Annotated in this window: 29 protein-coding genes and 1 tRNA gene; 25 read left to right on the forward strand and 5 right to left on the reverse strand. The window is 67.6% G+C overall.

Annotated elements, in window-relative coordinates:
- Window positions 1-17 precede the first annotated feature (17 nt).
- The 21 genes from gspE (at window position 18) to KV697_RS17250 (ending at window position 16,689) form a co-directional block, all read left to right on the forward strand.
- Entirely contained in the window at window positions 18-1,493 is a 1,476-nt protein-coding gene (gspE, locus tag KV697_RS17150; protein ID WP_374011415.1) for a type II secretion system ATPase GspE, read from the forward strand.
- A 390-nt stretch (window positions 1,494-1,883) separates the two neighbouring features.
- Entirely contained in the window at window positions 1,884-3,107 is a 1,224-nt protein-coding gene (gene gspF, locus KV697_RS17155; RefSeq protein WP_219021473.1) for a type II secretion system inner membrane protein GspF, read from the forward strand.
- 17 nt (window positions 3,108-3,124) lie between these two features.
- Window positions 3,125-3,580 (forward strand): type II secretion system major pseudopilin GspG, encoded by a 456-nt coding sequence (gene gspG, locus KV697_RS17160; RefSeq protein WP_219019213.1) that lies wholly within the window; start codon window positions 3,125-3,127, stop codon window positions 3,578-3,580.
- A 155-nt stretch (window positions 3,581-3,735) separates the two neighbouring features.
- Window positions 3,736-4,146 carry a GspH/FimT family pseudopilin gene (locus tag KV697_RS17165; RefSeq protein ID WP_219019214.1) on the forward strand — a complete coding sequence of 137 codons (411 nt, stop codon included), beginning with the start codon at window positions 3,736-3,738 and terminating at the stop codon, window positions 4,144-4,146.
- Between the two features lie 175 nt (window positions 4,147-4,321).
- A complete protein-coding gene (gene gspI / locus KV697_RS17170; protein WP_257575399.1) occupies window positions 4,322-4,675 on the forward strand; it encodes a type II secretion system minor pseudopilin GspI in 354 nt (117 codons plus the stop codon).
- Window positions 4,676-4,731: 56 nt separating this feature from the next.
- Window positions 4,732-5,442: a type II secretion system minor pseudopilin GspJ gene (gspJ, locus tag KV697_RS17175; RefSeq protein ID WP_219019216.1), complete on the forward strand. Its 711-nt coding sequence runs from the start codon at window positions 4,732-4,734 to the stop codon at window positions 5,440-5,442.
- 4 nt (window positions 5,443-5,446) lie between these two features.
- Window positions 5,447-6,424 (forward strand): type II secretion system minor pseudopilin GspK, encoded by a 978-nt coding sequence (gspK, locus tag KV697_RS17180; protein WP_219019217.1) that lies wholly within the window; start codon window positions 5,447-5,449, stop codon window positions 6,422-6,424.
- Window positions 6,424-7,506, forward strand: a complete 1,083-nt coding sequence (gene gspL, locus KV697_RS17185) for a type II secretion system protein GspL (RefSeq protein WP_219019218.1) — start codon at window positions 6,424-6,426, stop codon at window positions 7,504-7,506. Before gspK ends, gspL begins: the two co-directional genes overlap by 1 nt.
- On the forward strand, window positions 7,503-7,976 hold the full coding sequence (gene gspM, locus KV697_RS17190; RefSeq protein ID WP_219019219.1) for a type II secretion system protein GspM: 474 nt from the start codon (window positions 7,503-7,505) through the stop codon (window positions 7,974-7,976). The genes gspL and gspM overlap by 4 nt, the downstream gene beginning before the upstream one ends.
- A gap of 11 nt (window positions 7,977-7,987) precedes the next feature.
- On the forward strand, window positions 7,988-8,698 hold the full coding sequence (locus KV697_RS17195; protein WP_257575400.1) for a type II secretion system protein N: 711 nt from the start codon (window positions 7,988-7,990) through the stop codon (window positions 8,696-8,698).
- Between the two features lie 63 nt (window positions 8,699-8,761).
- Window positions 8,762-8,838: transfer RNA gene (locus KV697_RS17200), tRNA-His, on the forward strand.
- A 131-nt stretch (window positions 8,839-8,969) separates the two neighbouring features.
- Entirely contained in the window at window positions 8,970-10,016 is a 1,047-nt protein-coding gene (locus tag KV697_RS17205) for a Glu/Leu/Phe/Val dehydrogenase family protein (RefSeq protein ID WP_219019221.1), read from the forward strand.
- 233 nt (window positions 10,017-10,249) lie between these two features.
- Window positions 10,250-10,705: an SUF system Fe-S cluster assembly regulator gene (locus KV697_RS17210; protein WP_056430140.1), complete on the forward strand. Its 456-nt coding sequence runs from the start codon at window positions 10,250-10,252 to the stop codon at window positions 10,703-10,705.
- Window positions 10,705-12,168 carry a Fe-S cluster assembly protein SufB gene (gene sufB / locus KV697_RS17215; RefSeq protein ID WP_007404490.1) on the forward strand — a complete coding sequence of 488 codons (1,464 nt, stop codon included), beginning with the start codon at window positions 10,705-10,707 and terminating at the stop codon, window positions 12,166-12,168. The genes KV697_RS17210 and sufB overlap by 1 nt, the downstream gene beginning before the upstream one ends.
- A gap of 8 nt (window positions 12,169-12,176) precedes the next feature.
- Complete coding sequence (locus tag KV697_RS17220; RefSeq protein ID WP_219019222.1) at window positions 12,177-12,455, forward strand: hypothetical protein; 279 nt, start codon at window positions 12,177-12,179, stop codon at window positions 12,453-12,455.
- A 12-nt stretch (window positions 12,456-12,467) separates the two neighbouring features.
- Window positions 12,468-13,211: a Fe-S cluster assembly ATPase SufC gene (gene sufC / locus KV697_RS17225; protein WP_219019223.1), complete on the forward strand. Its 744-nt coding sequence runs from the start codon at window positions 12,468-12,470 to the stop codon at window positions 13,209-13,211.
- Window positions 13,208-13,603 carry a hypothetical protein gene (locus KV697_RS17230; RefSeq protein ID WP_219019224.1) on the forward strand — a complete coding sequence of 132 codons (396 nt, stop codon included), beginning with the start codon at window positions 13,208-13,210 and terminating at the stop codon, window positions 13,601-13,603. Before sufC ends, KV697_RS17230 begins: the two co-directional genes overlap by 4 nt.
- A complete protein-coding gene (locus tag KV697_RS17235) occupies window positions 13,600-14,676 on the forward strand; it encodes a SufB/SufD family protein (protein WP_219019225.1) in 1,077 nt (358 codons plus the stop codon). Before KV697_RS17230 ends, KV697_RS17235 begins: the two co-directional genes overlap by 4 nt.
- Window positions 14,673-15,878 (forward strand): cysteine desulfurase, encoded by a 1,206-nt coding sequence (locus KV697_RS17240; protein ID WP_219019226.1) that lies wholly within the window; start codon window positions 14,673-14,675, stop codon window positions 15,876-15,878. Before KV697_RS17235 ends, KV697_RS17240 begins: the two co-directional genes overlap by 4 nt.
- Window positions 15,875-16,333: an SUF system Fe-S cluster assembly protein gene (locus KV697_RS17245; protein ID WP_183951141.1), complete on the forward strand. Its 459-nt coding sequence runs from the start codon at window positions 15,875-15,877 to the stop codon at window positions 16,331-16,333. The genes KV697_RS17240 and KV697_RS17245 overlap by 4 nt, the downstream gene beginning before the upstream one ends.
- A gap of 2 nt (window positions 16,334-16,335) precedes the next feature.
- The gene (locus KV697_RS17250) at window positions 16,336-16,689 is read left to right on the forward strand and encodes a HesB/IscA family protein (protein ID WP_219019227.1); all 354 of its coding nucleotides are present in this window, start codon (window positions 16,336-16,338) and stop codon (window positions 16,687-16,689) included.
- Between the two features lie 285 nt (window positions 16,690-16,974).
- Here the strand turns inward: KV697_RS17250 and KV697_RS17255 are convergent, their stop codons facing one another.
- Genes KV697_RS17255 through thpR form a run of 3 tightly spaced genes read right to left on the reverse strand, consistent with a single transcriptional unit; the run spans window position 16,975 to window position 18,775 of the window.
- Window positions 16,975-17,637: an HAD-IA family hydrolase gene (locus KV697_RS17255; RefSeq protein WP_219019228.1), complete on the reverse strand. Its 663-nt coding sequence runs from the start codon at window positions 17,635-17,637 to the stop codon at window positions 16,975-16,977.
- 10 nt (window positions 17,638-17,647) lie between these two features.
- Window positions 17,648-18,184 (reverse strand): superoxide dismutase family protein, encoded by a 537-nt coding sequence (locus KV697_RS17260; protein ID WP_219019229.1) that lies wholly within the window; start codon window positions 18,182-18,184, stop codon window positions 17,648-17,650.
- A gap of 39 nt (window positions 18,185-18,223) precedes the next feature.
- Window positions 18,224-18,775, reverse strand: a complete 552-nt coding sequence (gene thpR, locus KV697_RS17265; protein WP_219019230.1) for an RNA 2',3'-cyclic phosphodiesterase — start codon at window positions 18,773-18,775, stop codon at window positions 18,224-18,226.
- Window positions 18,776-18,898: 123 nt separating this feature from the next.
- Here thpR and KV697_RS17270 point away from each other — a divergent pair, with 123 nt between their 5' ends.
- The 4 genes from KV697_RS17270 (at window position 18,899) to KV697_RS17285 (ending at window position 21,659) form a co-directional block, all read left to right on the forward strand.
- Window positions 18,899-19,645: a Bax inhibitor-1/YccA family protein gene (locus KV697_RS17270; RefSeq protein ID WP_219019231.1), complete on the forward strand. Its 747-nt coding sequence runs from the start codon at window positions 18,899-18,901 to the stop codon at window positions 19,643-19,645.
- 77 nt (window positions 19,646-19,722) lie between these two features.
- The gene (locus KV697_RS17275; protein WP_219019232.1) at window positions 19,723-20,511 is read left to right on the forward strand and encodes a transglutaminase-like domain-containing protein; all 789 of its coding nucleotides are present in this window, start codon (window positions 19,723-19,725) and stop codon (window positions 20,509-20,511) included.
- 54 nt (window positions 20,512-20,565) lie between these two features.
- Window positions 20,566-20,841: a hypothetical protein gene (locus KV697_RS17280; protein ID WP_058745009.1), complete on the forward strand. Its 276-nt coding sequence runs from the start codon at window positions 20,566-20,568 to the stop codon at window positions 20,839-20,841.
- A gap of 260 nt (window positions 20,842-21,101) precedes the next feature.
- The gene (locus KV697_RS17285; protein ID WP_058745010.1) at window positions 21,102-21,659 is read left to right on the forward strand and encodes a hypothetical protein; all 558 of its coding nucleotides are present in this window, start codon (window positions 21,102-21,104) and stop codon (window positions 21,657-21,659) included.
- Window positions 21,660-21,730: 71 nt separating this feature from the next.
- Here the strand turns inward: KV697_RS17285 and KV697_RS17290 are convergent, their stop codons facing one another.
- Both KV697_RS17290 and KV697_RS17295 read right to left on the reverse strand, forming a co-directional pair.
- Window positions 21,731-22,462, reverse strand: a complete 732-nt coding sequence (locus KV697_RS17290) for an extensin-like domain-containing protein (RefSeq protein WP_219019233.1) — start codon at window positions 22,460-22,462, stop codon at window positions 21,731-21,733.
- Window positions 22,462-23,220, reverse strand: a complete 759-nt coding sequence (locus KV697_RS17295; protein ID WP_219019234.1) for an NUDIX hydrolase — start codon at window positions 23,218-23,220, stop codon at window positions 22,462-22,464. Before KV697_RS17295 ends, KV697_RS17290 begins: the two co-directional genes overlap by 1 nt.
- Window positions 23,221-23,257: the final 37 nt, after the last annotated feature.

Below are 23,257 nucleotides of genomic sequence, written 5' to 3' on the forward strand. Positions count from 1 at the left end.
CTGCACCCGACGACGCGCTGGAACTGGTCGCCCCGCTGACCATCCCCTACGCCTTCGCGCGCAAGTTCGGCACGGTGGTCCAGACCGCCGACCCGCTGACCATCGCGCTTCGCGAAGGCGCCGATCCGCGCGCGCTGATCGAGCTGCGCCGTCATATCGGCCGCCCCTTCGCTATCGCGCGCGTCGAGGCCCCCGCCTTCGACCGGCTGCTGTCCGACGCCTATGCGATGGACGGACAGGCGACCGCGATCGCGGCGGTCGGCATGGGCGACGAGCTGGACATGCTGGCCGACGGCATCCCGACCGCCGAGGATTTGCTCGACACCGCCGACGATGCGCCCGCCATCCGTCTCATCAACGGCATCATTGCGGACGCCGCGCGCAACGGCGTGTCGGACATCCATATCGAGCCGTACGAAACCGGCCTCGTCGTCCGGATGCGGATCGACGGCGTGCTGCGCGAGACGCTGCGCATGCCGCCGCATGTCGCGCCGGTGGTGGTCAGCCGTATCAAGGTCATGGCCCGGCTCGACATCGCTGAGCGCCGCGTGCCGCAGGACGGGCGCATGGCGCTGACCCTGGGCGGCAAGCTGCTCGACGTGCGTGTCTCGACGCTGCCCAGCCGGGCGGGGGAGCGCGTGGTGCTGCGTATTCTCGACAAGGAGAATGCGGGGATCGACCTCGACGCGCTGGGCATGAACCCCGCGATGTACGCGCTGCTGCGCGAGGCGCTGAGCGAACCCAACGGCATCATCCTCGTCACCGGGCCGACCGGCTCGGGCAAGACGACCAGCCTCTATGCGGCGCTGCGCCTGCTGAACGATGGCAGCCGCAACATCCTGACCGTCGAGGACCCGGTCGAATATGCGGTCGAGGGCGTGGGGCAGACCCAGGTCAACGCCAAGGTCGGGCTGACCTTCGCGGCGGGGCTGCGCGCGATCCTGCGTCAGGACCCGGACGTGGTGATGGTCGGAGAAATCCGCGACCGCGAAACCGCCGAGATCGCGGTGCAGGCCTCGCTGACCGGGCACCTCGTGCTGTCGACGGTCCACACCAACGACGCGGTCGGTGCGATCACCCGGATGCGCGACATGAAGGTCGAGCCGTTCCTGCTCGCCTCCACTTTGCGCGCCGTGATCGCCCAGCGGCTGGTGCGGCGGCTGTGTCCGGCGTGCAAGCGCCCGGTCAAGGCCAAGCATACGGTGGCGCCGCTGCTCGGTATCGAGAACAAGGCGACGGTGTACGAGGCGGTCGGCTGTCCGCAGTGCAACGGCACCGGCTATAAGGGTCGGACCGGCGTCTATGAGGCGGTGCGGGTCGACGATACGATCCGGCGGCTCATCAACGAAGGCGGCGACGAACAGGCGATCGCCGCCCACGCCTTTGCCCGGCAACAGCCACTGGCGGCGGTGGCCCGGACGTTGGTGCTGGACGGCGTGACCACGGCGGAGGAAGCCATCCGCGTGTCCCGCCGCGACACCGACGCAGGGTGAGGGGGGTGTGCATTCTTCCCAACTCCCGTTCCCCCGCGAAGGCGGGGGCCCAGTGCCTTGGCCGTATCGGGGCGAACGTTGCGGGTGAACATGTCAGGGTTTCACGCGAAGCCACGAAGCCGCAAAGAGAAGTTGGGTTCGCGCAGAGGCGCAGAGGACGCAGAGACGGTGTCCTTGCCACGTCAGCGGCCTTCCTTGTTCGGCCAATTGAAAAGGCTGTGCGCTGCCGCGCACGAGACATCTTTGCGCCCTCCGCGCCTCTGCGCGAACATGACTTTCTTCTTCGCGGCTTCGCGGCTTCGCGTGAGATAATATGTCGATCCGACACGCCTCGCAGTAACTGGACCCCCGCCTTCGCGGGGGAAGGGCCCTATGGGGAAGCGCACTGACATGGCCGGGTTCGACTATGTCGCCATCGACACCAAGGGCGCAGAGAAGCGCGGGTTCATCCCGGCCGAAACTGCCGACGCCGCCCGCACCGCGCTGGAGAAGCAGCGGCTCTACGTCGTCTCGGTCAAGCCGGGCAGCGGCGACACCGCCGAGCGCCGCCCGCTCTTCGGGCTGAAGCTCGGCCGCGCGCGCATGTCGGTCAAGCAGCTCACCCTGTTCACCCGCCAGCTCGCTACGCTCAACCGCGTCTCGCCGCTGGAGGAATCGCTTCGCACCATCACCCGCCAGACCGAGCAGGAGCGGGTGCGCGCCATCGTCGCGACCGTGCATCAGGGCGTCACCGAGGGCCGTCGTCTCGCCGACGCGATGGCGCGCGAGCCGAAGAGCTTTCCGCCGCTCTACCGCGCGATGGTCGCGGCGGGGGAAAGTTCGGGCACATTGCCGACCATCCTCGAACGGCTCGCCGCGCTGCTAGAGCGGCAGGCGGAGATTCGCGGCAAGCTCATCACCGCGCTCGCCTATCCGACGATCCTCGCAGTCGTAGCACTCGGCGTCGTCACCGCGCTGATGATGTTCGTCGTGCCGCAGGTGGTCGAGCAGTTCGATACGGTCGGGCAGGAGCTGCCGTTCCTCACCCGCATGGTCATCACGGTGTCGGACCTGCTGGTCGGCTGGTGGTGGCTGATGGCGGGGATCGCCGTCGTGGCGGGCGTCGGTTTCTGGCGCGCGCTGAAGGTGCCGTCGATCCGGCTGTCCTTTGACACCTGGCTGCTCAAGCTGCCGCTGCTCGGCCGGTTGCTGCGCGACCTGCACGCGGCCCGGATGGCGCGCACGCTGGGGACGATGGTGGCCAGCCGTTTGCCGCTGCTCGAAGGGCTGACGCTGACGGCGGGCACGATCCACAACCGGCGGTTGCGCGTGGCGTCCGACGCGATCGTCGACGCGATCCGGGGCGGCGGCAGCCTGTCGGCGGCGATGCGGCGCGCGGGCGTCTTCCCGCCGCTCCTCACTTACCTCGCGGCCAGCGGCGAGGCGGCGGGGCGGCTGGACGAGATGCTGGAGCGCGCCGCCGATTATCTGGAGCGTGAGTTCGACCGCTTCACCGCCACCGCTTTGTCGTTGCTGGAGCCTGCGATCATCGTCGTGATGGGCGGCGTGGTCGCGACGATCGTGCTATCCATCCTGCTGCCCATCCTCCAGCTCAACACGCTGGCGGGTCAATGAGACGAGAGGACATGTTGATGCGTACCCCCACCCCCCGACGGATCCGCCGCAAGCGCCCCGCGAACGGCTTCACCCTCGTCGAACTGATGGTCGTGATCGTCATCATCGGCCTGCTGGCGACGATCGTGGCGCTGAACGTCCTCCCCTCGGGCGACACCGCACGGGTGCAGAAGGCCAAGGCCGACATCGCGCAGATCGAGGGCGGGCTGGAGATGTACAAGCTCCAGAACCTGACCTTCCCGACGACGTCGCAGGGGTTGCAGGCGCTGGTGACGATGCCGGCTGGCCTCGCCGATCCGTCGCGTTACCAGAAGGGCGGCTATCTCAAGAAGCTGCCCGACGATCCCTGGGGCCGCCCCTATCTCTATGCCGCGCCCGGCCAGCATGGCGAGGCGGACGTGTGGACCTACGGCGCCGACGGCAAGGAAGGCGGCGAGGGGATCAACGCCGATATCGGCAACTGGGATAAGTGAAGTTTTGGGCGCGTCTGGATGCCAGCCGTGGCGGGCACAGGGCGTGGCCTTCGACTTCGCTCAGGCTGAACGGGGCGGGGGAACGTGTCCCAACCTGCGTTCGCACTGAGCGAAGTCGAAGTGCACTCGCCACCGGCTTCACCCTGGTCGAACTGATGGTTGTCATCACCGTGATCGGCCTGGCCTCCGCCATCGCGGTCTGGTCGTTGCCCGATCGCCGAGGTCGCGTGACCGACGAGGCGTTGCGCTTTGCCGCCCGCGTCCGCGCCGCGCATGACGTGGCGGTGGTCGAGGCGTCGCCGGTCAGCATCTGGGTCACGCGCGGCGGCTATGGCTTCGACCGGCGGGCGGACGGCGCGTGGAGTCCGATGACCGCCAAGCCGTTGCGCGTCGCCCAGTGGGAGGATGGCACCCAGGCCGTGATCCCCGAGGCGAGCGGGCGGGTGCGGATCACCTTCGACGTGACGGGCTTGGCGGACCGTCCGGTCGAGCTGCGGCTGACGCGGGACCGGGCGAGCAGCATCGTGCGGATCGGTGCGGACGGCACGGTGCGCGTCGATGGATGAGCTATTCCCCATTCCTCCCCTGCAAGGGGAGGTGTCGCGGCGAAGCCGTGACGGAGGGGTGTCGCCGCTCGTGCTGCACTCCCTCGATGGCTGCTACACCCCTCCGTCAGGCCTTCGGCCTGCCACCTCCCCTTGCAGGGGAGGAAACGAAAGCGGCTTCACGCTCATCGAGATCATGGTCGCGCTGGCGGTGTTCAGCCTGGCGGCGATGGCGCTCGTCCGGCTGGAGAGCGCAACGATCCGGGGCGCCTCGATCCTGGACGAAACCGTCGTCGCGCAAATGGTCGCGCGCAATGTCGCGATCGCTGCCGTCACCGATCCGCAGGCGCCTGCGCTCGGCCGGACGACGGGTGCGGAGGTGAATGGGGGGCGCAGCTGGAAATGGACCCGGATCGTCAGCGGGACGGGCGATGCGCGGGTGGTGCGGATCGATGTGGCGGTGACGAACGCAGGAGGTAGTGTCGCCGGGCGGATGACGATGGTGCGCCCACCCATGGCGGCCCCGCCGGTCGGGGTGTCGGCGTCGTGAGATTGCACGCACTTACCTTTCTGTTCCCCGGCGAAGGCCGGGGGCCAGTCTCCGTAATGCCCGATAAAAATGGCGAACGTCGCAGCGCGCCTTCTACGGCACAGCAACTGGGCCCCGGCCTTCGCCGGGGAACGGGGCGGAACGGCTTCACCCTGGTCGAAGTCATGGTCGCCCTGCTCATCTTTTCGATGCTCGCCGCCGCTGCCGTCGCGATCCTGTCGCTCAGCGTCCGGGCGCAGGCGGCGACGGGGCAGAAGCTCGACGCGATCTCGGCGGTCAGCCGGACGACGGCGATCCTATCGGCCGATCTGGCGCAGGCGGTCGACCGGCCGACCCGCGACGAGGGCGGCGTGCTGACGCCCGCCATGGTCGCCGGGCCGGATGCCATGCGGCTGGTGCGCGGCGGCTGGAGCAATCTGGACAATGCCGCGCGGCCTTCGGTGCAGAAGGTCGCCTATCGCCTGAACGGTGACGTGCTGGAGCGGGTGGCCTGGCCGCTGCTCGACGGGGCGGCACCGATGGACCCCGCCGCACTGATGGATCATGTGCGCGAACTGCACCTGCGCTACCGCTTCAACGGCGCATGGCTCGACCAGTGGCAGGGGCAGCCGGGCGTCGCGCTGCCGCAGGCGGCCGAAGTGACGATCGTGCGCGATGACGGCATGATCTTTCGCCAGCTGTTCCTGGTCGGCACCGGCTATGTCGGCGCGGCCGTGATGCCCCAGCCCGGCCCATCGCCGAGCCCGACGCCGACGCCCAATGGCTAGACCCATGCCGCCCGCGGGCGAGCGCGGGGCCGCGCTGCTGACCGTCCTGATTCTGGTCGCCGTCATCGCGGTGCTCGCCGCGACCGCGCTGGAAAAGCTGCGCCTGTCGACGCGGCTGGGCGGCAATGCGTTGGCGATCGAGCAGGCGCGCGGCTACGCCTATGCCGCCGAGGCGCTGGCGATCATCCGCATCGGCGATCTGCTGGAGCGCGCCCAAGGCAAGGTCTCGCTGCTCGGTGGGTGGAGCGACCGACCCTTCGCGCTGCCGCTGGGCGATGTCGCGGGCGGGGGCCGCGCGGTGGCGCGGGTGACGGACGGCGGCAACTGCTTCAATCTTAACGGCCTGGCGCAAAGCCTGCCGGGCCAGCCGGGCGTGCTGATCGGCAATGCGGTCGAGGTCGCGCATTTCGCCAAGCTGATGCGGCTGCTGGGCGTTCCCGGCCAGGTCGCCGAGCAGGTCGCGACCGCGACCTCCGACTGGATCGACAGCGACCCAAATCCGCAGGGCGGCGGTGCGGAGGACCCGGTCTATCTGGCGCGCGATCCGCCCTATCGGACCGGCGGCGCGATGATGGCGGATGTCAGCGAGTTGCGCATGGTGAACGGCGTCACGCCCGAACTCTATGCCCAGCTTCGCCCCTGGCTCTGCACCCTGCCCGAGGCCAAGCCGACGACCGTCAACATCAACACGCTGGCGCCCGAGCAGGCGCCTTTGGTCGCGATGGCGCAGGTCGATACGATTTCGCCCGGCGCGATTGCGCAGGCCCTTTTGCGCCGCCCGCCGCAAGGCTATGCCGATGCGGGCGCCTTCTGGGCGCAGATACCGGGGGCGAGCGGGGGCGGTGGCGTGGCGGTGACGACACGCTGGTTCAACCTGCGCATTGATGTCAGCCTGGGCAGTGTCGGGGTGCAGGAGCGCGCGCTGGTCGATGCCACGCGCCAGCCGCCGCGCCTCGTCGCGCGGATTTGGGGGGAAGAGTGATGAGTGCGACCAACCTCCTGTTCCTGCCGCCGGGCGAGGGTGGCGATTATCGCTGGATGCGGATCGAGGATGCGCGCGTCGCCGCCGCCGGAGAGGGCCTGCCGCAGGGCGATGGCGAGGTGATCGCGGTCGCGCCCGCCGATGCGGTCTCGCTCCACTGGGCCGATATCCCCGCCCGCTCGACGGCGCAGGCCGCCGCCGCCGCGCGTCTGCTGGCGGCCGAGGTGAGTGCCGCGCCGATGGACGAACTCCATGTCGCGGTCGGTGAGGACGAGGGTGGCGCGCGCGCCATCGGCATCGTCAATCGCGGCGCGATGGCGGGCTGGCTGGCGCGGCTGGGCGCGGCGGGGGTCGACCCCGTTGCCGTCGTGCCCGCCCCTCTGCTGCTGCCGCGCCCCGACGAAGGCTATGTGCGCGGCGACCTGGCCGGGCAGGGGGTGGTGCGCGGCCGCGCCTCGGGCTTTGCCGATGAGCCGGGCTTTACCGAGATCGTTGCGGGCGAGGAACCGCTCGCCGATCTCGACGCCGATGGGATCGAGGCGGCTTTGGGCGCGGCGGCGGTGAGCCCCGCGCTCGACCTGCGGCAGGGCGTGTTCGCGCGGCGGCGCGGCTTCGTCATCGACTGGCGGCTGGTGCGACGGCTCGCTTGGCTGGGCCTCGCCATCATCGTCGCCACGCTGGCGATCGATTTCGTGCGCTGGACCAAATACAGCTTCGCCGCCGATGCGACCGAGGCGAAGATCGAGCAGGTCGCCCGCACCGCCCTGCCGCGTGGCGAGACGCTGGTCGATGCCGACCGCCAGCTGACCGAGCGGCTGTCGGCCGTGCGCGGGCCGGGCCAGGGGTTCAGCCGGACGGCGGCGGCGGTATTCGCGGCGGTGCGCAGCGTGCCCGGCACCGAGCTGACCGCGCTCGATTTCCAGCCGAGCGGCGACATAAGGCTGGGCGTCGCGGTCGACCGCGAGGCGCTGGCTACCGATCTGAAACGCGCGATCGAGGCGGAGGGCTTTACCGTCCAGCCCAGCACCTTCGTTGCGGCGGGTGGTCGGATCACGGGAGAATTCACGGTGCGCGCACGATGAAGGCGCTGAAACTCTGGTTCGATGGCCGCAGCCTTCGCGAGAAGCGGCTGCTGCTGGTCATGGGCGCGCTGCTGGTCGTGACGATCATCTGGGGCGGCATCCTGCGGCCGCTGGACGACGGCCTGTCGAGCGCCCGCGAACGCCATGCCGATGCGGTGATCCGGCTGGGCGAGGCGCAGACGATCGCCGCCGAGCTGAACCAGCGCCGTCGCCGTCCGCCGGCCCTGTCGGGGACGCTCGCCGATACGGTGCGGCTGTCGGCCGAGCAGGCGGGCTTCACCCTGTCCGCGCTGACCGAGGACGGTCCCGGCCGGGTGCGCGCGCAGATCGCTTCGGCCCGCCCGACCGCGCTGACGCCGTGGCTGGCGCGGCTGGAGCGCGGCGGGGTGCTGGTCGAGCAGGCGACGCTGACTGACAATGGCGACCGGACGGTGGGCGTCGCGCTTCTCTTCCGGACACGGGTGTCCTGATGCGGTTGCGGATGACCACGCGGCCTTCGGTGCTGTTTGCGGCGATGCTGGTCGTGGCGCTGATCGTCTTTTTGCCGATGCGCCTCGCCCTGGGCATGACCGGGCTAGCGGACGAAGGGCTGAGCGCGCGCCGGGTCGGCGGCACCATCTGGGGCGGTAGCCTGATCGAGGCGCGGTTCGGCGCGGTGGCGCTGGGCGATCTGCGCGTGTCGCTGTCGCCGCTGGCGTTGCTGGTCGGCCGGGCGAAGCTGGCGTTCGAGGGGGCCGGGGCCGATGGCCGCCCGATCGCCGGGTCCGCGACGATCAGCCGCCATGCGATGGGCATCGACGGCGTCACCGCCAGCCTGCCCGCCGCGACTCTGTTCGCGCCCTTGCCGGTGACGACGCTGGCGCTGGAGGATGTGACCGTCCGCTTCCGCGATGGCGTGTGCGAGGAAGCGGCGGGTCGCGTTCGTGCGACCGTGGTGGGCGAGGCGGGCGGCCTGCCGCTGCCTCCAATGATGATGGGCACCGCGCGGTGCGAGGCGGGCGCGCTGCTCTTGCCGATGACGGGGCAGGGGGGCACCGAGGGCGTGAACCTGCGCATCCGGCCCGATGGCCGCTACACCGCCGACCTGGTCCTGACGCCGGGCGATCCGGCGGCGGCGGCACGGCTGGAGCAGCTTGGCTTCGTCGCGGGGACGGGGGGCGGATACCGACTTTCGGCACAGGGAAGATTCTGAGGCGCGCGATTTTGACCGCTTGACGAAAGCGGGTGATCCCGTTTAGGGGCGCAAGCCTTCGCGGCGACCGTAGTTCAATTGGTTAGAGCGCCGGCTTGTGATGCCGGAAGTTGCGGGTTCAAGTCCCGTCGGTCGCCCCATTCTTCTCCGGCCATATCCTGGCCACGGCACCGGCCCTTCTCCGCCCGTGTCCCCCCTAAATCCTCACCGATTGGGTGGCCGGGTCGTCAGATTCGGTCCGGTTCCGCTTTTGTCGGACCGAAGGACGAGCATGACGAACTGGGGCTTTCCCGATTTCGACGCGCATGAAGGCGTGCACCTGTTCACCGATCCCGCTTCGGGTCTGCAGGCGGTCATCGCCGTGCACTCGACGCATCTCGGCCCGGCGGCGGGCGGTGCGCGTTTCTGGAATTACGGCACGCCCGCGCTGGCGATCACCGACGCGCTGCGCCTGTCGCGCGGCATGAGCTACAAGAACGCGATGGCGGGCTTGGCGCTGGGCGGCGGCAAGGGCGTGGTCCTGGCGGCGAAGCCCGGCGACGTCATCACGACGGCGCAGCTCGAAGCATTCGGCCGCGCGGTCGAGTCGCTCGGCGGTCGGTACGTGACGGCCGAAGACGTTGGCATGTCCGAGGAACGCATGAAGGTCATCGCGACCCAGACGCGCTATGTTTCCGGCCTGCCGGTGGCGAGCGGTGCGGCGGGCGGAGATCCCGGCCCCTACACCGCGCACGGCGTCTATCTGGGTGTGAAGGCCGCCGCCAAGCGCGGGCTGGGCGCGACCGACATGAAGGGCGTGCGGGTTGCGATCCAGGGCGTCGGCTCGGTCGGCGGCGGTCTCGCTAAGCTGCTGGCGAAGGACGGTGCGGTGCTGACCATCGCCGACGTCAACCAGGCGCGCGCCGAACAGATGGCGGCGGAACTGGGCGCCAACGTCGCCTCGGCCGACGAGATCCTGTTCGCCGATGTCGATCTGGTCAGCCCCAATGCGCTGGGCGCGGTGCTGAACGCCGATTCGATCCAGCGGCTGAAGGCCAAGGTCGTCGCGGGCGGCGCCAACAACCAGCTGGCGACCCGCGAAGACGGCGCGCGCGTGGCGGAGGCGGAAATCCTCTATGCGCCCGATTACGTCATCAATGCGGGCGGCATCATCAATGTCGGGCTGGAATATCTGGGGCAGGGCGACGAGGCCGAGGTCATGGCGCGCATCGCCAAGATTCCCGAGCGTCTGGAGCAGGTGTGGCAGCGCTCGGCCGAGACCGGCCATCCGGCCTCGGACGTCGCGGACGAAATCGCGCAAGGCCTGATCGGGCGGTAATGAGTCTCACGCCCCTCCCGCAGGCGGGAGGGGATGGGGGAGGGCATGGAGTCTCACCGAGACCATCGCCTGCGGCCTTGCCCTCCCCAAACCCCTCCCGCTTGCGGGAGGGGCTTAAGAAAGAAGTGGCACCGCCACTCACACCATCGAAATTCCCCCACCGAAACCCGGTTGACGAACCGTCCCCCCGCGCCCATTTGCCAATCGGATCAAATCCATCCGATTGGGAGATCATGCGCCTTTCCAGCCTAGCCGATTATGCGGTCGTGATGATGACCGCCGCCGCGCGCGAAGGCGCCGGTGGGCGGAGCAACGCGACCCTGTTGGCCGGGCAGACAGGCGTGCCGCTTCCCACCGCGCAGAAGCTGGTCAGCCGTCTGGCGGGCGCGGGCCTGATCGAGAGTACGCGCGGCACCGGCGGCGGCATTCGTCTGGCGCGCGACGCGGACACGATCAGCCTGGCCGACATCGTCGAGGCGGTGGACGGCCCGATCGCGCTGACCGCCTGCGTCGATGGCGCTGCGCACGATTGCGGCCTGGAAATGCAATGTCGTGTCCGGCCGCATTGGCATGTCGTCAATCAGGCGGTACGCGCCGCCTTTTCCGGGGTGACGCTCGCGACGCTCGCCGCCGATCCTGTTGAATCGCAAGTGATGGACGCGTCCCCGCGTCCGGGGGTATTCGCCTGATGGCCACGAAGAATGCAGAGGCGCTCGCCGCCGCCAACAAGAAATATGAGTGGGGCTTCGCCACCGAGATCGAGCAGGACTTCGCGCCCAAGGGGCTGAGCGAGGATACGGTCCGCTATATCTCGGCCAAGAAGGGCGAGCCGGAATGGATGCTCGACTGGCGGCTGAAGGCGTTTCGTCTGTGGCAGACGCTGGAGACGCCCGACTGGGCCAAGCTGAACATCCCGCCGATCGACTATCAGGACGCGTATTATTACGCGGAGCCGAAGCAGAAGAAGACGATCGCGTCGCTGGACGAGCTCGACCCCGAGATTCGCCGCACCTACGAAAAGCTGGGCATCCCGATCGCCGAGCAGGAAGTGCTGGCGGGCGTCGAGGGCGCGCGCAAGGTCGCGGTCGACGCGGTGTTCGACAGCGTGTCGGTCGCGACGACCTTCCGCAAGGAGCTGGAAGCGGCGGGCGTCATCTTCCGCTCGATCTCCGAGGCGATCAAGGAATATCCCGATCTGGTCCGCAAATGGCTGGGCAAGGTCGTGCCGCAGCGTGACAATTACTTCGCGACGCTCAACTCGGCGGTCTTCTCGGACGGCACCTTCGTCTACATTCCCGAAGGCGTGCGCTGCCCGATGGAGCTGTCGACCTATTTCCGCATCAATGCGGAGAATACCGGCCAGTTCGAGCGCACGCTGATCGTCGCGGACAAGGGGGCCTATGTCTCCTATCTCGAAGGCTGCACCGCGCCGATGCGCGACGAGAACCAGCTGCACGCGGCCGTCGTCGAACTGGTCGCGCTGGACGATGCCGAGATCAAATATTCGACTGTCCAGAACTGGTATCCGGGCGACGAGAATGGCGTCGGCGGCATCTACAACTTCGTCACCAAGCGCGCGCTGTGCCAGGGCAAGAACAGCAAGGTGTCGTGGACCCAGGTCGAGACCGGCTCTGCGGTGACGTGGAAATATCCGTCTTGCGTGCTGGCGGGCGACGGCTCGGTGGGCGAGTTCTACTCGGTCGCGGTCACCAACAATCGCCAGCAGGCGGATACCGGCACCAAGATGATCCATCTGGGCAAGAACACGCGGTCCACCATCGTGTCGAAGGGGATTTCGGCGGGGCGCTCGGACAATACTTATCGCGGGCTCGTCCGCGTGGCGGCGACCGCCGAGAATGTCCGCAACTTCACCCAGTGCGATAGCCTGTTGCTGGGCGACCAGTGCGGCGCGCACACCGTGCCCTATATCGAGGTGAAGAACCCCAGCGCGCAGATCGAGCATGAGGCGACGACCAGCAAGATCAGCGAGGACCAGCTCTTCTATGCGATGAGCCGTGGTCTGGACCAGGAAGCGGCGGTCGCGCTGATCGTCAACGGCTTTGCGCGCGAGGTGTTGCAGCAACTCCCGATGGAGTTCGCGGTCGAAGCGCAGAAGCTGTTGGGGATTTCGCTGGAGGGGTCGGTCGGGTGACATATGTTGTGGCGCTGCTTCTCTTTTTGCCCGCAGTGCTCATTTCCATGGTCGCCGTCACGTTAATAGACCTCGCGACAAAATTGCCCCGTATAGCAAGCTTGCTAATCGCAGTACTGCTTGCGCCGATAGGATCGCTTTTATATTTTTATATTGGTGCGGGTGTGCTGGGGTTGATGGCGGTGCTCTATGTGCCGTTGTTTTTGCTGTTCGGGCTCGTTGGGGCTCTTGTCGGGTTGAAATCTCTCGATGTGCTTCGCGATTTGCGCGGTCATGATCAAATTTAGATGTTGGATGTCATGCTGAAAATTGAAAACCTCCACGCCGAGATTGACGGCAAGCCGATCCTCAAGGGCCTGACCCTCGAAGTGAATGCGGGCGAAGTCCATGCGATCATGGGGCCGAACGGCGCGGGCAAGTCGACGCTGGGCTATGTGCTGGGCGGGCGTCCGGGGTACGAAGTCACCGAGGGGTCGGTGACGTTCGACGGCGTCGACCTGCTCGAGCTGGAGCCGAACGAGCGCGCCGCCGCCGGCTTGTTCCTGGGCTTCCAGTATCCGGTCGAGATCCCCGGCGTGTCCAACGTCCAGTTCCTGCGCGAGAGCCTGAACGCCCAGCGCGGGCAGCGTGACGAAAAGCCGCTGTCGGGCGGCGAATTCCTGAAGCTGGCGCGCGCGCAGGCGGATGGGCTGGGGCTGAACCAGGATATGCTCAAGCGCCCGGTCAATGTAGGCTTCTCGGGCGGCGAGAAGAAGCGCAATGAGATGGTCCAGATGGGCATCCTGAACCCCAAATTCGCGATTCTGGACGAGACCGACTCCGGCCTCGACATCGACGCACTGCGCATCGTCGGCGACGGGATCAACCGGATCATGCGGGCGCCCGACAAGGCGGTGCTGCTGATCACCCATTATCAGCGGCTGCTCGACTATGTGCAGCCCGACCGGGTGCATGTGCTGGCCGATGGCCGCATCGTGCGTTCGGGCGGCCCCGAACTCGCGCTCGAACTGGAGCGCGAGGGCTATGCGGGCGTCGAGGCGTGATCTTGTTGATGTTCGCGATCCAGGTGGCACCCGTGCCTGCGCTTCAGCCGGAGCCGGAGAGCGAAGTCCTCGTGATCGGCCGTAGGTTAGAAGAGTGGCGGTCCAAGCTGACGTCTGAGAAGGGACGTTTGACGTGTGTCACGAAGCGATCGACGGGTGATGCGGAGATCGATGCGATCGGATGTACGGCGATGACCGACTGCTTTCCAAAGGCGCAGCCTGCCTTTGAGGCGACTCGCGCCAAGGGATTGGCACGGGATGAGCGTAAGCGGCTGATGACGGTAGCCGAACAGGCCATGATAGCTTGCGTCACACCGCGTCGTGCCGAATTGGTGAGGGAATTGGCCATCCGCCGCAAGGCGCAGAGTGCCGTTTCGGGAGTTACCCAGTGAGCGTAATCGAACTCCCCTCGACCCGAGAAGAGGCGTGGCGCTGGGCCGATATCGACGCGCTGCGTCGAGCTGCGGAGAGCGAGCGGGCAGCGCCGGTCGCGGGGGCGGATCGCTTCCTCGACTTGGGCGGCGCGCGGTTGCTGTTCGTCGACGGCGTGCTGGATGAGAGCGCCAGCGATCTCGGCCCGGTGCAACTGACCCAGATCGACGCGAGCGACCATCCGCTCGGGCGTCAGGCGCTGGGGCGCGGCTGGTCGTTGCGGCTGGATCGCGATGCGGTCGCCGAGCCCGTGCAGATAGTCCATGTTGCCAGCGGCGCGGCCAATCACCTGCCCGCCGAGATCGTGCTGGCCGAGGATGCGGCGGCGCAGGTCTATGAGACCTATGTCGGGCGTGGCTGGACCAACCGGCTGACGCGGGTGAAGCTGGCGGCGTCGGCGCGGCTGATGCGTGGCGTTCGCTTGTTGCAGGACGACGGCTTCGTGTCGTTGCGTGAGGAAGCGGAACTGGGCGAGGGCGCGAGCCTGACGGCGACCTTCCTGGCGGCAGGGACGATGGGCGTGCGGATCGATGGTGGCATCACCCAGACTGGCGATGGCGCCTATGCCGAGTTCGGCGGCGCGCTGCTGACCAAGGGTGAGTTGAAGCAGGAGTGCGCCGTGGCCCTGCGCCATGCCGCGCTGAACGGCCAGAGCCATCAGCTATGGCGCGCGGTCGCCGCCGATCGCAGCCAGGCGAGCCTCGCCGCACGGGTCGAAGTGGCGCGCGATGCGCAGAAGACCGATGGCGAGCAGAGCTTGCGCGGCCTGCTGCTCCAGCGGACGGCGACGGTGAATTTGAAGCCCGAGCTGGAAATCTTTGCCGACGACGTGAAGTGCGCACATGGTGCGACCGTGGGCGAACTCGATGCCAAGGCGCTGTTCTATATGCAGAGCCGGGGCATTCCGAAGCCGCGTGCACAGGCGCTGCTGACCCGCGCCTTCGTGGCGGACGCGATCGACCGGATCGGCAACGAGGTGGTGCGCGAAGCCTTTGCGGCGGATGCGGATGCGTGGCTAGAGGCGGCGCTTTGACGAGCGCCGCGCCTCTCGACCGGGTGGCGGATTTTCCGGCGATCCCGGACGGCTGGGCCTATCTCGACACCGCCGCGACCGCGCAGAAGCCGCAAGCCGTGATCGACGCGATCACCCGCGCCTATGACACCAGCTATGCCACCGTGCATCGCGGCGTCTATCAGCGCTCGGCGGACATGACGGTCGCGTATGAGAAGGTGCGCGAGGCGACGGCGCGGTTCATCGGGGCCGGCTCGGCGAACGAGATCGTCTTCACGCGCGGCGCGACCGAGGGGATCAACCTGGTCGCGCAGTGCTGGGCCGCGACCAACCTCAAGGCGGGCGACCGCATCCTGTTGTCGATGCTGGAGCATCACTCCAACATCGTGCCGTGGCAGATGGTCGCCGAGCGGCTGGGCGTCGCGATCGACGTGCTGCCGTTGACGGCGGACCACCGCATCGACCTGAGCGCGATGGAACGGTTGCTGACGCCCGCGCACAAGCTGGTATCGCTGGGCCATGTGTCGAACGTGCTGGGTTCAGTGCTCGACGGACGCCGCGCGGCCGATCTGGCGCATGGCGTGGGCGCGAAGATCCTGCTCGACGGGTGCCAGGCGGTGCCGCGCATCGCGGTGGACGTGAAGGCACTCGATTGCGACTTCTACGTCTTTTCCGGCCACAAGCTCTACGGCCCGACCGGCATCGGCGTGTTTTGGGCGCGGCCTGAGTTGTTGGAGGCGATGCCCCCCTATCAGGGTGGCGGGTCGATGATCGACCGGGTGAGCTTCGAGAAGACGACCTATGCCCCGCCGCCCGGCCGGTTCGAGGCGGGGACGCCGCATATCGTCGGCGCGCTCGGGCTTCATGCCGCGATCGACTATGTATCAGCGATCGGGCTGGACGCGATCCACGCGCACGAGGCGGCGCTGGTCGCGCAGGCGCGCGAGGGGCTGTCGGCCATTAACTCGGTACGGTTGCTGGGGCCTGAGGACTCGGCGGGAATCGTGAGTTTCGCGGTCGAGGGGGTTCATCCCCATGATATCGGCACCATATTGGACGAGAGCCGGGTGGCGATCCGCGCAGGCCATCACTGCGCCCAACCGCTGATGGAGGCGCTCGGCCTGACCGCTACCGCGCGGGCGAGTTTCGGCGTGTATAACGGACCCGACGACGTCGCGGCGCTGGTGGATGGCGTCCGGCGGGTCACGAGGATTTTCGGATGAGCGATTACAAGATCGAAGAGGTCGAGAGCGTGGCGCAGCCGCCCAAGGCGCGCGTGCAGGACGTGGTGGAAGCGCCCGCAGAGCGTCAGCGCGACTATCTGTCGGGCTTCCTCTCGCAAAAGCCGACCGCCGACGATCCGACCCAGCCGGGCGGGGCGCTGTATGACGGCATCATCGACGCGCTGAAGGATATTTTCGACCCCGAGATTCCGGTCAATATCTATGACCTGGGACTGATCTACGGCGTCGAAGTGACCGAGGGCGGCCATGCCGTCGTCACCATGACGCTGACCACGCCGCACTGCCCGGTCGCCGAGTCGATGCCGGGCGAGGTCGAACTGCGCGTCTCGGCGGTGCCGGGGATCGCGACGGCGGACGTCAACCTGGTCTGGGACCCGCCATGGGACCCGCAGAAGATGTCGGACGACGCCAAGCTCGAACTGGGGATGCTCTGACCATGGCAACCACCTTGCGTGCCCGTCCCGCCGCGTTGAACCTGACGCCCTCCGCCGAGGCGCGTGTCGCCGAATTGATGGCGCGCGCGCCGGAAGGCGCCATCGGGGTGAAGCTGTCGACGCCGCGCCGGGGGTGTTCGGGACTGGCCTATTCGGTCGATTATGTCACCGAGGCCAAGGCGTTCGACGAGAAGATCGACACGCCGGGCGGCACGCTGTTCGTGGATGGCGGGTCGATCCTGTACCTGATCGGATCGACCATGGATTGGGTCGAGGACGACTTCACCGCAGGGTTCGTGTTCCAGAATCCGAACGCCAAGGGCGCTTGCGGGTGTGGGGAGAGCTTTACGGTTTGAGGGAAGGGCGGCGTCCCCTGGACGCCTGTCCCTAACCCCGTTCGCACTGAGCGAAGTCGAAGTGCACGCCCTGCACCATCCCAAGTCCCTTGGCCTTCGACTTCGCTCAGGCTGAACGGGCGTAGAAAAGGGCAGCCTTTCCCTAATCCGTTCCCCGGCGAAGGCCGGGGCCCAGTTTCTGCCCGATTGAGATAGCGGGTTGTTGTCGCGTGGGAGGCCGATGCGCAGCGCCTTCGATATGGCGCTGTAACTGGACCCCGGCCTTCGCCGGGGAACAGGCTTGGCCTAAACCCGATGATCCAGCTTCAGACTGGCGCCATCCCATTCCACCGCCAGATCGCGATAGTCCGTCACCATCGCATGGCTCGTATCCATCGCATGACGATGCGTCTCGGTAATCACCACCACCGTCATCCCCGCCGCCTCGGCCGCAGCGATCCCGGCGGGCGCGTCCTCAAAGGCCAGGCAATCCTCGGGCGCGACGCCCAGCCGCTTGGCCCCGAGCAGGAAGCCATCGGGCGCGGGCTTGCTACGCTCCGCATCCTCCGCCGTCACGAACACGCCGGGTAGAGGCAGCCCCGCCGCCTTCAGCCGCACCTCCGCCAGCCGCTTGGGCGCAGAGGTGACGATGGCCCAGCGATCCGAGGGCAGCGCGGCCAGGAACGCGGCCGCACCACCGATCGGCGCCACATCGTCAACGTCCAGCATCTCCGCCTCGGTCAGTGCATGCGCCTCCGCCACCGGATCGATGCCGGGCAGGTTCAGCCGCCGGATCGTCTCGACCGACTGGACGCCGTGGATGGTCGGCAGGAACGCCGCAACGTCCAGCCCCTGCTGTGTCGCCCAGACGGTCCAGGCGCGTTCGGCGGACGCGATCGAACTCAGGATCGTCCCGTCCATGTCGAACAGGAAACCGCCGAAACGGCGCATCGGCAGGGGGGTGGTCATCGGCTGAGGATCAGTTGGCCTGGAACACACCGCACGCGATGCGGCCGCCGCTATTGCCGCTGGGATCGGTCTTCAGGTCGTCGGCGCCCGCATGGATCACGATCGCCGAGCCGTCCGCATCCAGCAGCCCCGCCATGGTCGCGCCCGGCAGCACGACGCCCAGCGTGCCCCGCCCGTCATTGCCGACGGTCATGTTGGGCATGTCGCCCTCATGCGGCCCCTGCGGGTTCATGCTGCCATGCTGGCGCTGGGTGGGGTTCCAGTGGCCGCCCGCCGTGGTGAAGTCCGGCGCGTCGCAGCGGCCGACCGTGTGGACATGGACGCCGTGCATGCCAGCCGGCACGTTCATCGCGTCGAGGGTGATGCGCAGCCCCCCGGCGACCTCGGTCGCGATCGCGCGGCCCGCATCCGCGCCGGTGCCGGTCCGCAGGCTCGCGGTCGCGCTGGCGCCGTTCGGAGTGGGGGAGCCCGTCTCCATCTTCGTCTGGTCGCAGGCCCCCAGGCCCAGCGCGACGGTGCCGATGGTCAACAGCGTGAGATATTTCATGACGCAAGCTCCCTTTTCGATACGCGTAGGTGCGGCGTGTTACCCGCCGGTTTCAAGCGGCCAACGCATCACGGGTTCATAGGATGCGCCGCCATGCCCCAGATGGCTCTGGTAGAGGACCAGATGCCCCATGGTAAAAGGCTCGCTGGACAGGCCCGCATGGACCGCGCGCCACCCCTCGATCTCGAGCGCGCGTCCCGCCGAGCCGGGCAGGCGTGCGAGCGTGATGTGCGGCAGATAGGCCCGCGGTTCGGGCGACAGACCCGCGCGGACACAGGCCTGGTCGACCTTGCGATGAAGATGGGCCAGCGCATCGTGCGGCGTGACGCCCGCCCAGAGCGTGTCGACCCGCCCCTTGCGATCGAAGGTTCCGACGCCCGAAATCCGAACAATGGGGGCGGGGGCGTGAACCTGTCCCAGTGCGGCGGCGATGTCCTCGGCCACGGGGCGGTCCACCTCGCCGATGAAGCGCAGGGTCAGGTGCAACTGGTCGTCATCCTGCCAGCGGGCCTGGGGAACGCCGTCCATCGCATCGGACAGCAGGTCCCGGATCGAGGGGGGCGGGCGGAGGGCGACGAACAGGCGGACCATGACAAAATATGTCTATCGCATTCCGTCGCGCCCACGGGAACCTCCCCCGCTTGAAAAGCGTCCCCAACAGAGCGATATTTCGCTTAACCGGCATATGGCCGGGCAAAGGAGCAATAGTTCACCATGGCAAACTGGTCTGATCCACGGCCGAGCGCCGCGCCGTTCGGTACCACAGCCACCACGGGCTCGACCGCCTATGATGCGGGTCTGCGTTCGTACATGCTGTCCGTCTATAACTATATGACGTCGGGCGTGCTGCTGACGGGTATCGTCGCGCTGCTCTTCGCATGGGGTGGCCGCGACAGCATGGCCGCGCAGGTCTTCCTGCATGGCGGCGCCCTGAAATACGTCATCATGTTCGCGCCCTTGGGCTTCGTGTTCGCGCTCAGCATGGGCGTCAGCCGCATGAAGACCTCGACGATGCAGCTGCTCTTCTGGGCGTTCGCGGTCGTCATGGGCCTGTCGCTGTCGACCATCTTCCTGGTCTATAGCGGCGGTTCGATCGCGGGTGCCTTCTTCGCGACGGCGGCGGGCTTCGCGGCGCTGAGCCTCTATGGTTACACCACCAAGCGCGACCTGTCGGCGTTCGGCACCTTCCTGATCATCGGTCTGGTCGGCCTGATCGTTGCCAGCGTCATCAACATCTTCCTCCAGTCGGGGACGATGGGCCTGGTCATCAGCTTCGTCGGCGTGCTGCTGTTCGCTGGCCTGACCGCCTATGATACGCAGCGTACCAAGTCGATGTATTACGAGGTGCGCGGCACCAGCATGCAGGACCGTGTGGTCATCATGTCGGCACTGAGCCTGTATCTCGACTTCATCAACATGTTCATGTTCATCCTGCGTCTGACCGGCTCCAGCCGCGACTGATCGGGTCGACAGAACAGAACCGGAAGGCCCGGCGGTGTGTCCGCCGGGCCTTTTTTTCATGAGAAGGGGATGCGGCCATGCGCCTGTCGATCGACGTGACGCTCGACTATGTCCTGAAGCAACCGGCCGATATCCTGCTCCAGATCGAGGCGGCGGCGACCCCCGACCAGCGGCTGGAGCATCAGTCGCTGACCATCTGGTCGGATCATCCGGTCGCGGCGGTGCGTGGCGAGGATGGGATCGGGCAACGCTGCTGGATACGTGCCGATCATGGCCTGCTCGCGCGCTATGAGGCGGTGGTCGTCGTCGAACGGCCAGTCGTCCGGCTTGAGGGGCTGGCGGCGACCCCGGCGCGCGGGCTGCCCGGCGATTTGATCCCCTATATGCTGCCCAGCCGTTACTGCGAGTCGGACCGGCTGGAGGGCTTCGTTCGCCAGCGTTTCGCGGGGCTGTCGGGCGGTGCGATGGCGGCGGCGCTGGCCGATTGGGTGGCGACCCGCATGACCTATCAATCGGGCGGATCGAGCGGCGTCACGACCGCGCTGGATACCTTCGGATCGCGCAGTGGCGTGTGTCGCGACTATACCCATTTGCTGGTGGCGCTGGCGCGGGCGGCGGAGATTCCGGCGCGCTGCGTCGCGGCCTATGCGCCCGGCGTCGACCCGCCGGATTTCCACGCGGTGGCCGAGCTGTGGCTGGAGGGCGGCTGGCATCTGGTCGACGCGACCGGCATGGCGCAGGCGGATGAAATCGCGCGGGTGTGCGTCGGGCGCGACGCGACCGATATCGCCTTCATGACCGTGTTCGGCGAGGCGCAGCTTTGCGATCAACGGGTTACGGTGCGGCGGTTGGACGGATCGGCATAGGAACGCTTGTCCGATCTGGCTCGTTGATCCTGTCCACTATGATGGGGAAGTGACATGAACGACAGCATCGACGATCGCGCGCTGGACAGCGTCTCGGTCGCGCCGGGCGGCGAGCAGGCCGAACAGGGCAATCGCCCGCGTCCCCCCGAACAGGATGCCGGGCAGGATCCCGCCATCACCCAGGATCTGCAGAAGAATCCGCAGGATGTCGACGCCCAGCTCGACGAGAGCCTGGATGAATCGATGGACGCCAGCGATCCGCCCTCGATCACCCAGCCCGGCCGCGACGGCCCGGCCGAGTCGTCGGGCTATAGCGAAGAGGATCGCTGATCCGTCCGATGCGACACAGGGGCGGGAGCTTCCGGCTTCCGCCCCCGCCTTATGAGTGGCCTTGCGTCATCGCAACAAACTTTCTGCTTGTGTCGAAAAGGCCGGTAAAAGTAGCAAATGGAATGCATTGATGGCCATTCGTCGCAATCTATGTTGCGGCGCGGCGTTTTTCATGTTCGTCTGTCCCAGCTCGTTCAGCGTTGCGTTAACCAAATGGGCGCATGATGATCGGGTCAGTTTCGATTGGGCGGGGTGATGATATGGGATCGAGGAGCAGACCGGCCGAAGGCGCGATGACCTTGGCGGAAATGAAGGAATTTGCAGGCTTCGCGGCGGCGACGCAGCGTTATATCCGCCGGTCGCTCGATATCGGGCTAGACCGTGAAGACGCGATGACCCGCTGGTCGCGCGACGTCGTCGAGGCGGCAAGCATCCGCGCCCAGGCCCGGCTGTATCGCAACCTGCCGGAGATTCGACACCTGATCCCGGTCGATAGCGGCCTGGAGTCGCTGGAGCCGTTCATGGCGCCGTTCGTCACGATCGCGGCGTTCGACCTGGGGCAGGGGCGGCTGACCAGCTTTTCGGCCTTCCGGTTCCTGTATGAGCGGCTTATCGGTGCCGAGGTACGCCCATGGCTACCCTCGATCTTCTGTGCGGCGGCGGCGTTGCCGCATCTGCACCCCGAACTGCGGCGACAGCTTCTCCAGTCGATCAGCGAAGCGGCGGCGACGGCGGCGGGCTGGTCGAGCCGTCAGCCCGCCTTCTTCCCGCACTGGGTCGAGAAGGTCGACACCAACGGGACGTCGCTGGCCAACTGATGGTGCGCGATGGCGGGCCGGGGGGCTCCGCCATCGTTCCTGTTCCTCCCCTTGCTGGGAGGAATTTACCCTCACCGGCACGCCCGCCAGCCCATCGGTCCGCGATAGGCTTGGTCCAGATGGAAATGGTCGGCATGCGCCGCATTGTAATCGGGCGATAGCGTGGTCGCGAACAGGTCGCAGGCATGGTCGCGGACACGGCGCAGGAACTGGCCCTTCGCCCCCTGATCCTTCCAGTCGCGCAGCACGCTGATCCGCCGTCCGTCCTTTAGGCGAAAGCCCGCTATGTCGACCGCATTGGCGCGGGCATGCTCGCTCCAGTCGCTGGTGCTGCGGCCGCCGATCCGGCGGCAATTATAGCTGCCCAGATGATCGATCGCGACGACCTCGCTGCCGAGCAGATCGCGCGCGGCGGGCTGGACCGCGTCCCATTCCCACAGCGCGAGCGAGGCCGCGACCGGGCACGACACCCCCAGTGCCGCAGGGCGATAGCCGATGGCCCTTGCCCCGCCCGCCGTGAAGCGCACCGCATCGTCATACCCGCATTGCGCGCCGTCCGACCGGGCGGGTAGCGCGGTGTAGCGGATGCCTGCGCGGTCGAGCAGGCCAAGGCATTGTGTTCTGTCCTGGGTCAGTGCGGTCAGCTTGCGCCCGGTGAACATCCCGACCGGCTGGCCCAGATCGAGCGGTGCCCAGGGCACATCCTGCGGATGCCGCCGCGCCCAGCCCCAGAGCAGCAGCGCAAGCATCGCCAGTCCGGCGATCACGACCAGCGCGGTCGTCCATCGCCGGAGCGCTCGCATCAGCCGCGTCTCGCGCTGGCGACGGGTTCCGCCGTGATCGGATAACCCAGATCGTCGGGGATGCAGATACAAGCCACGCCGTCACGCTCCGCCTGAAAAGGGATGATCCGTCGGATCGGCCAGGCCCGCGCGTCGGCAGCGGCCGAAGCGAAATCGCGGTAGAGCGCCAATCGTTCCAGCGTCCGGCGGGTGGGAAGGATGATGCGGATCGCACCGCCGTCCGCTGCCGCCAGCGCGTCGCGGGCGGTCATCCACACGGCCCCGACCGTTTCCGAACCGTCGATCATAGGGGTCGACGCCTCCCGCGCGATCGCCGCCAGATAGAAGCGGGCATCGAAGCGGCGGACGGGCACATGTTCGGGGCACCAGCGCGCAAAGGGCGTCAGCTTTTGTGTGTCGATCGTCAGGCCATGATCGGCAAGTGCGTCGGCAAAGGATCGCCCCGCCGCCATGGTTGCGCGCAAGCGGGTCGGCGTCTCCGTGTCGGGGGAGGGCGACAGGCCGATGCCCAAGCCCACTTCCTCGATCGTCTCCCGGATCGCGGCGATGCGGGCGGCGGTTTCCTCCCGGTCGGGGGCGTCGGCGGGGACCAGCGCATGATCGCCCGGATCGACCCGCCCGCCCGGAAACACCATCGCACCGCCCAGAAAGGCCAGTGCCGCGCCCCGCTCGACCATCAGGATTTCGGGAAGCGCATCGGCGTCCGGCCCCTCGCGCATCAGGATCAGGGTGGCGGCGGGAATGGGATCGGGCGTCATCGCAAGGTCAACGCACCAGAAGCGTTGGCGGGTATCA

Origin of the sequence: Sphingomonas sanguinis (assembly GCF_019297835.1) — a bacterium.
Classification (GTDB): Bacteria; Pseudomonadota; Alphaproteobacteria; order Sphingomonadales; family Sphingomonadaceae; genus Sphingomonas; species Sphingomonas sanguinis_D.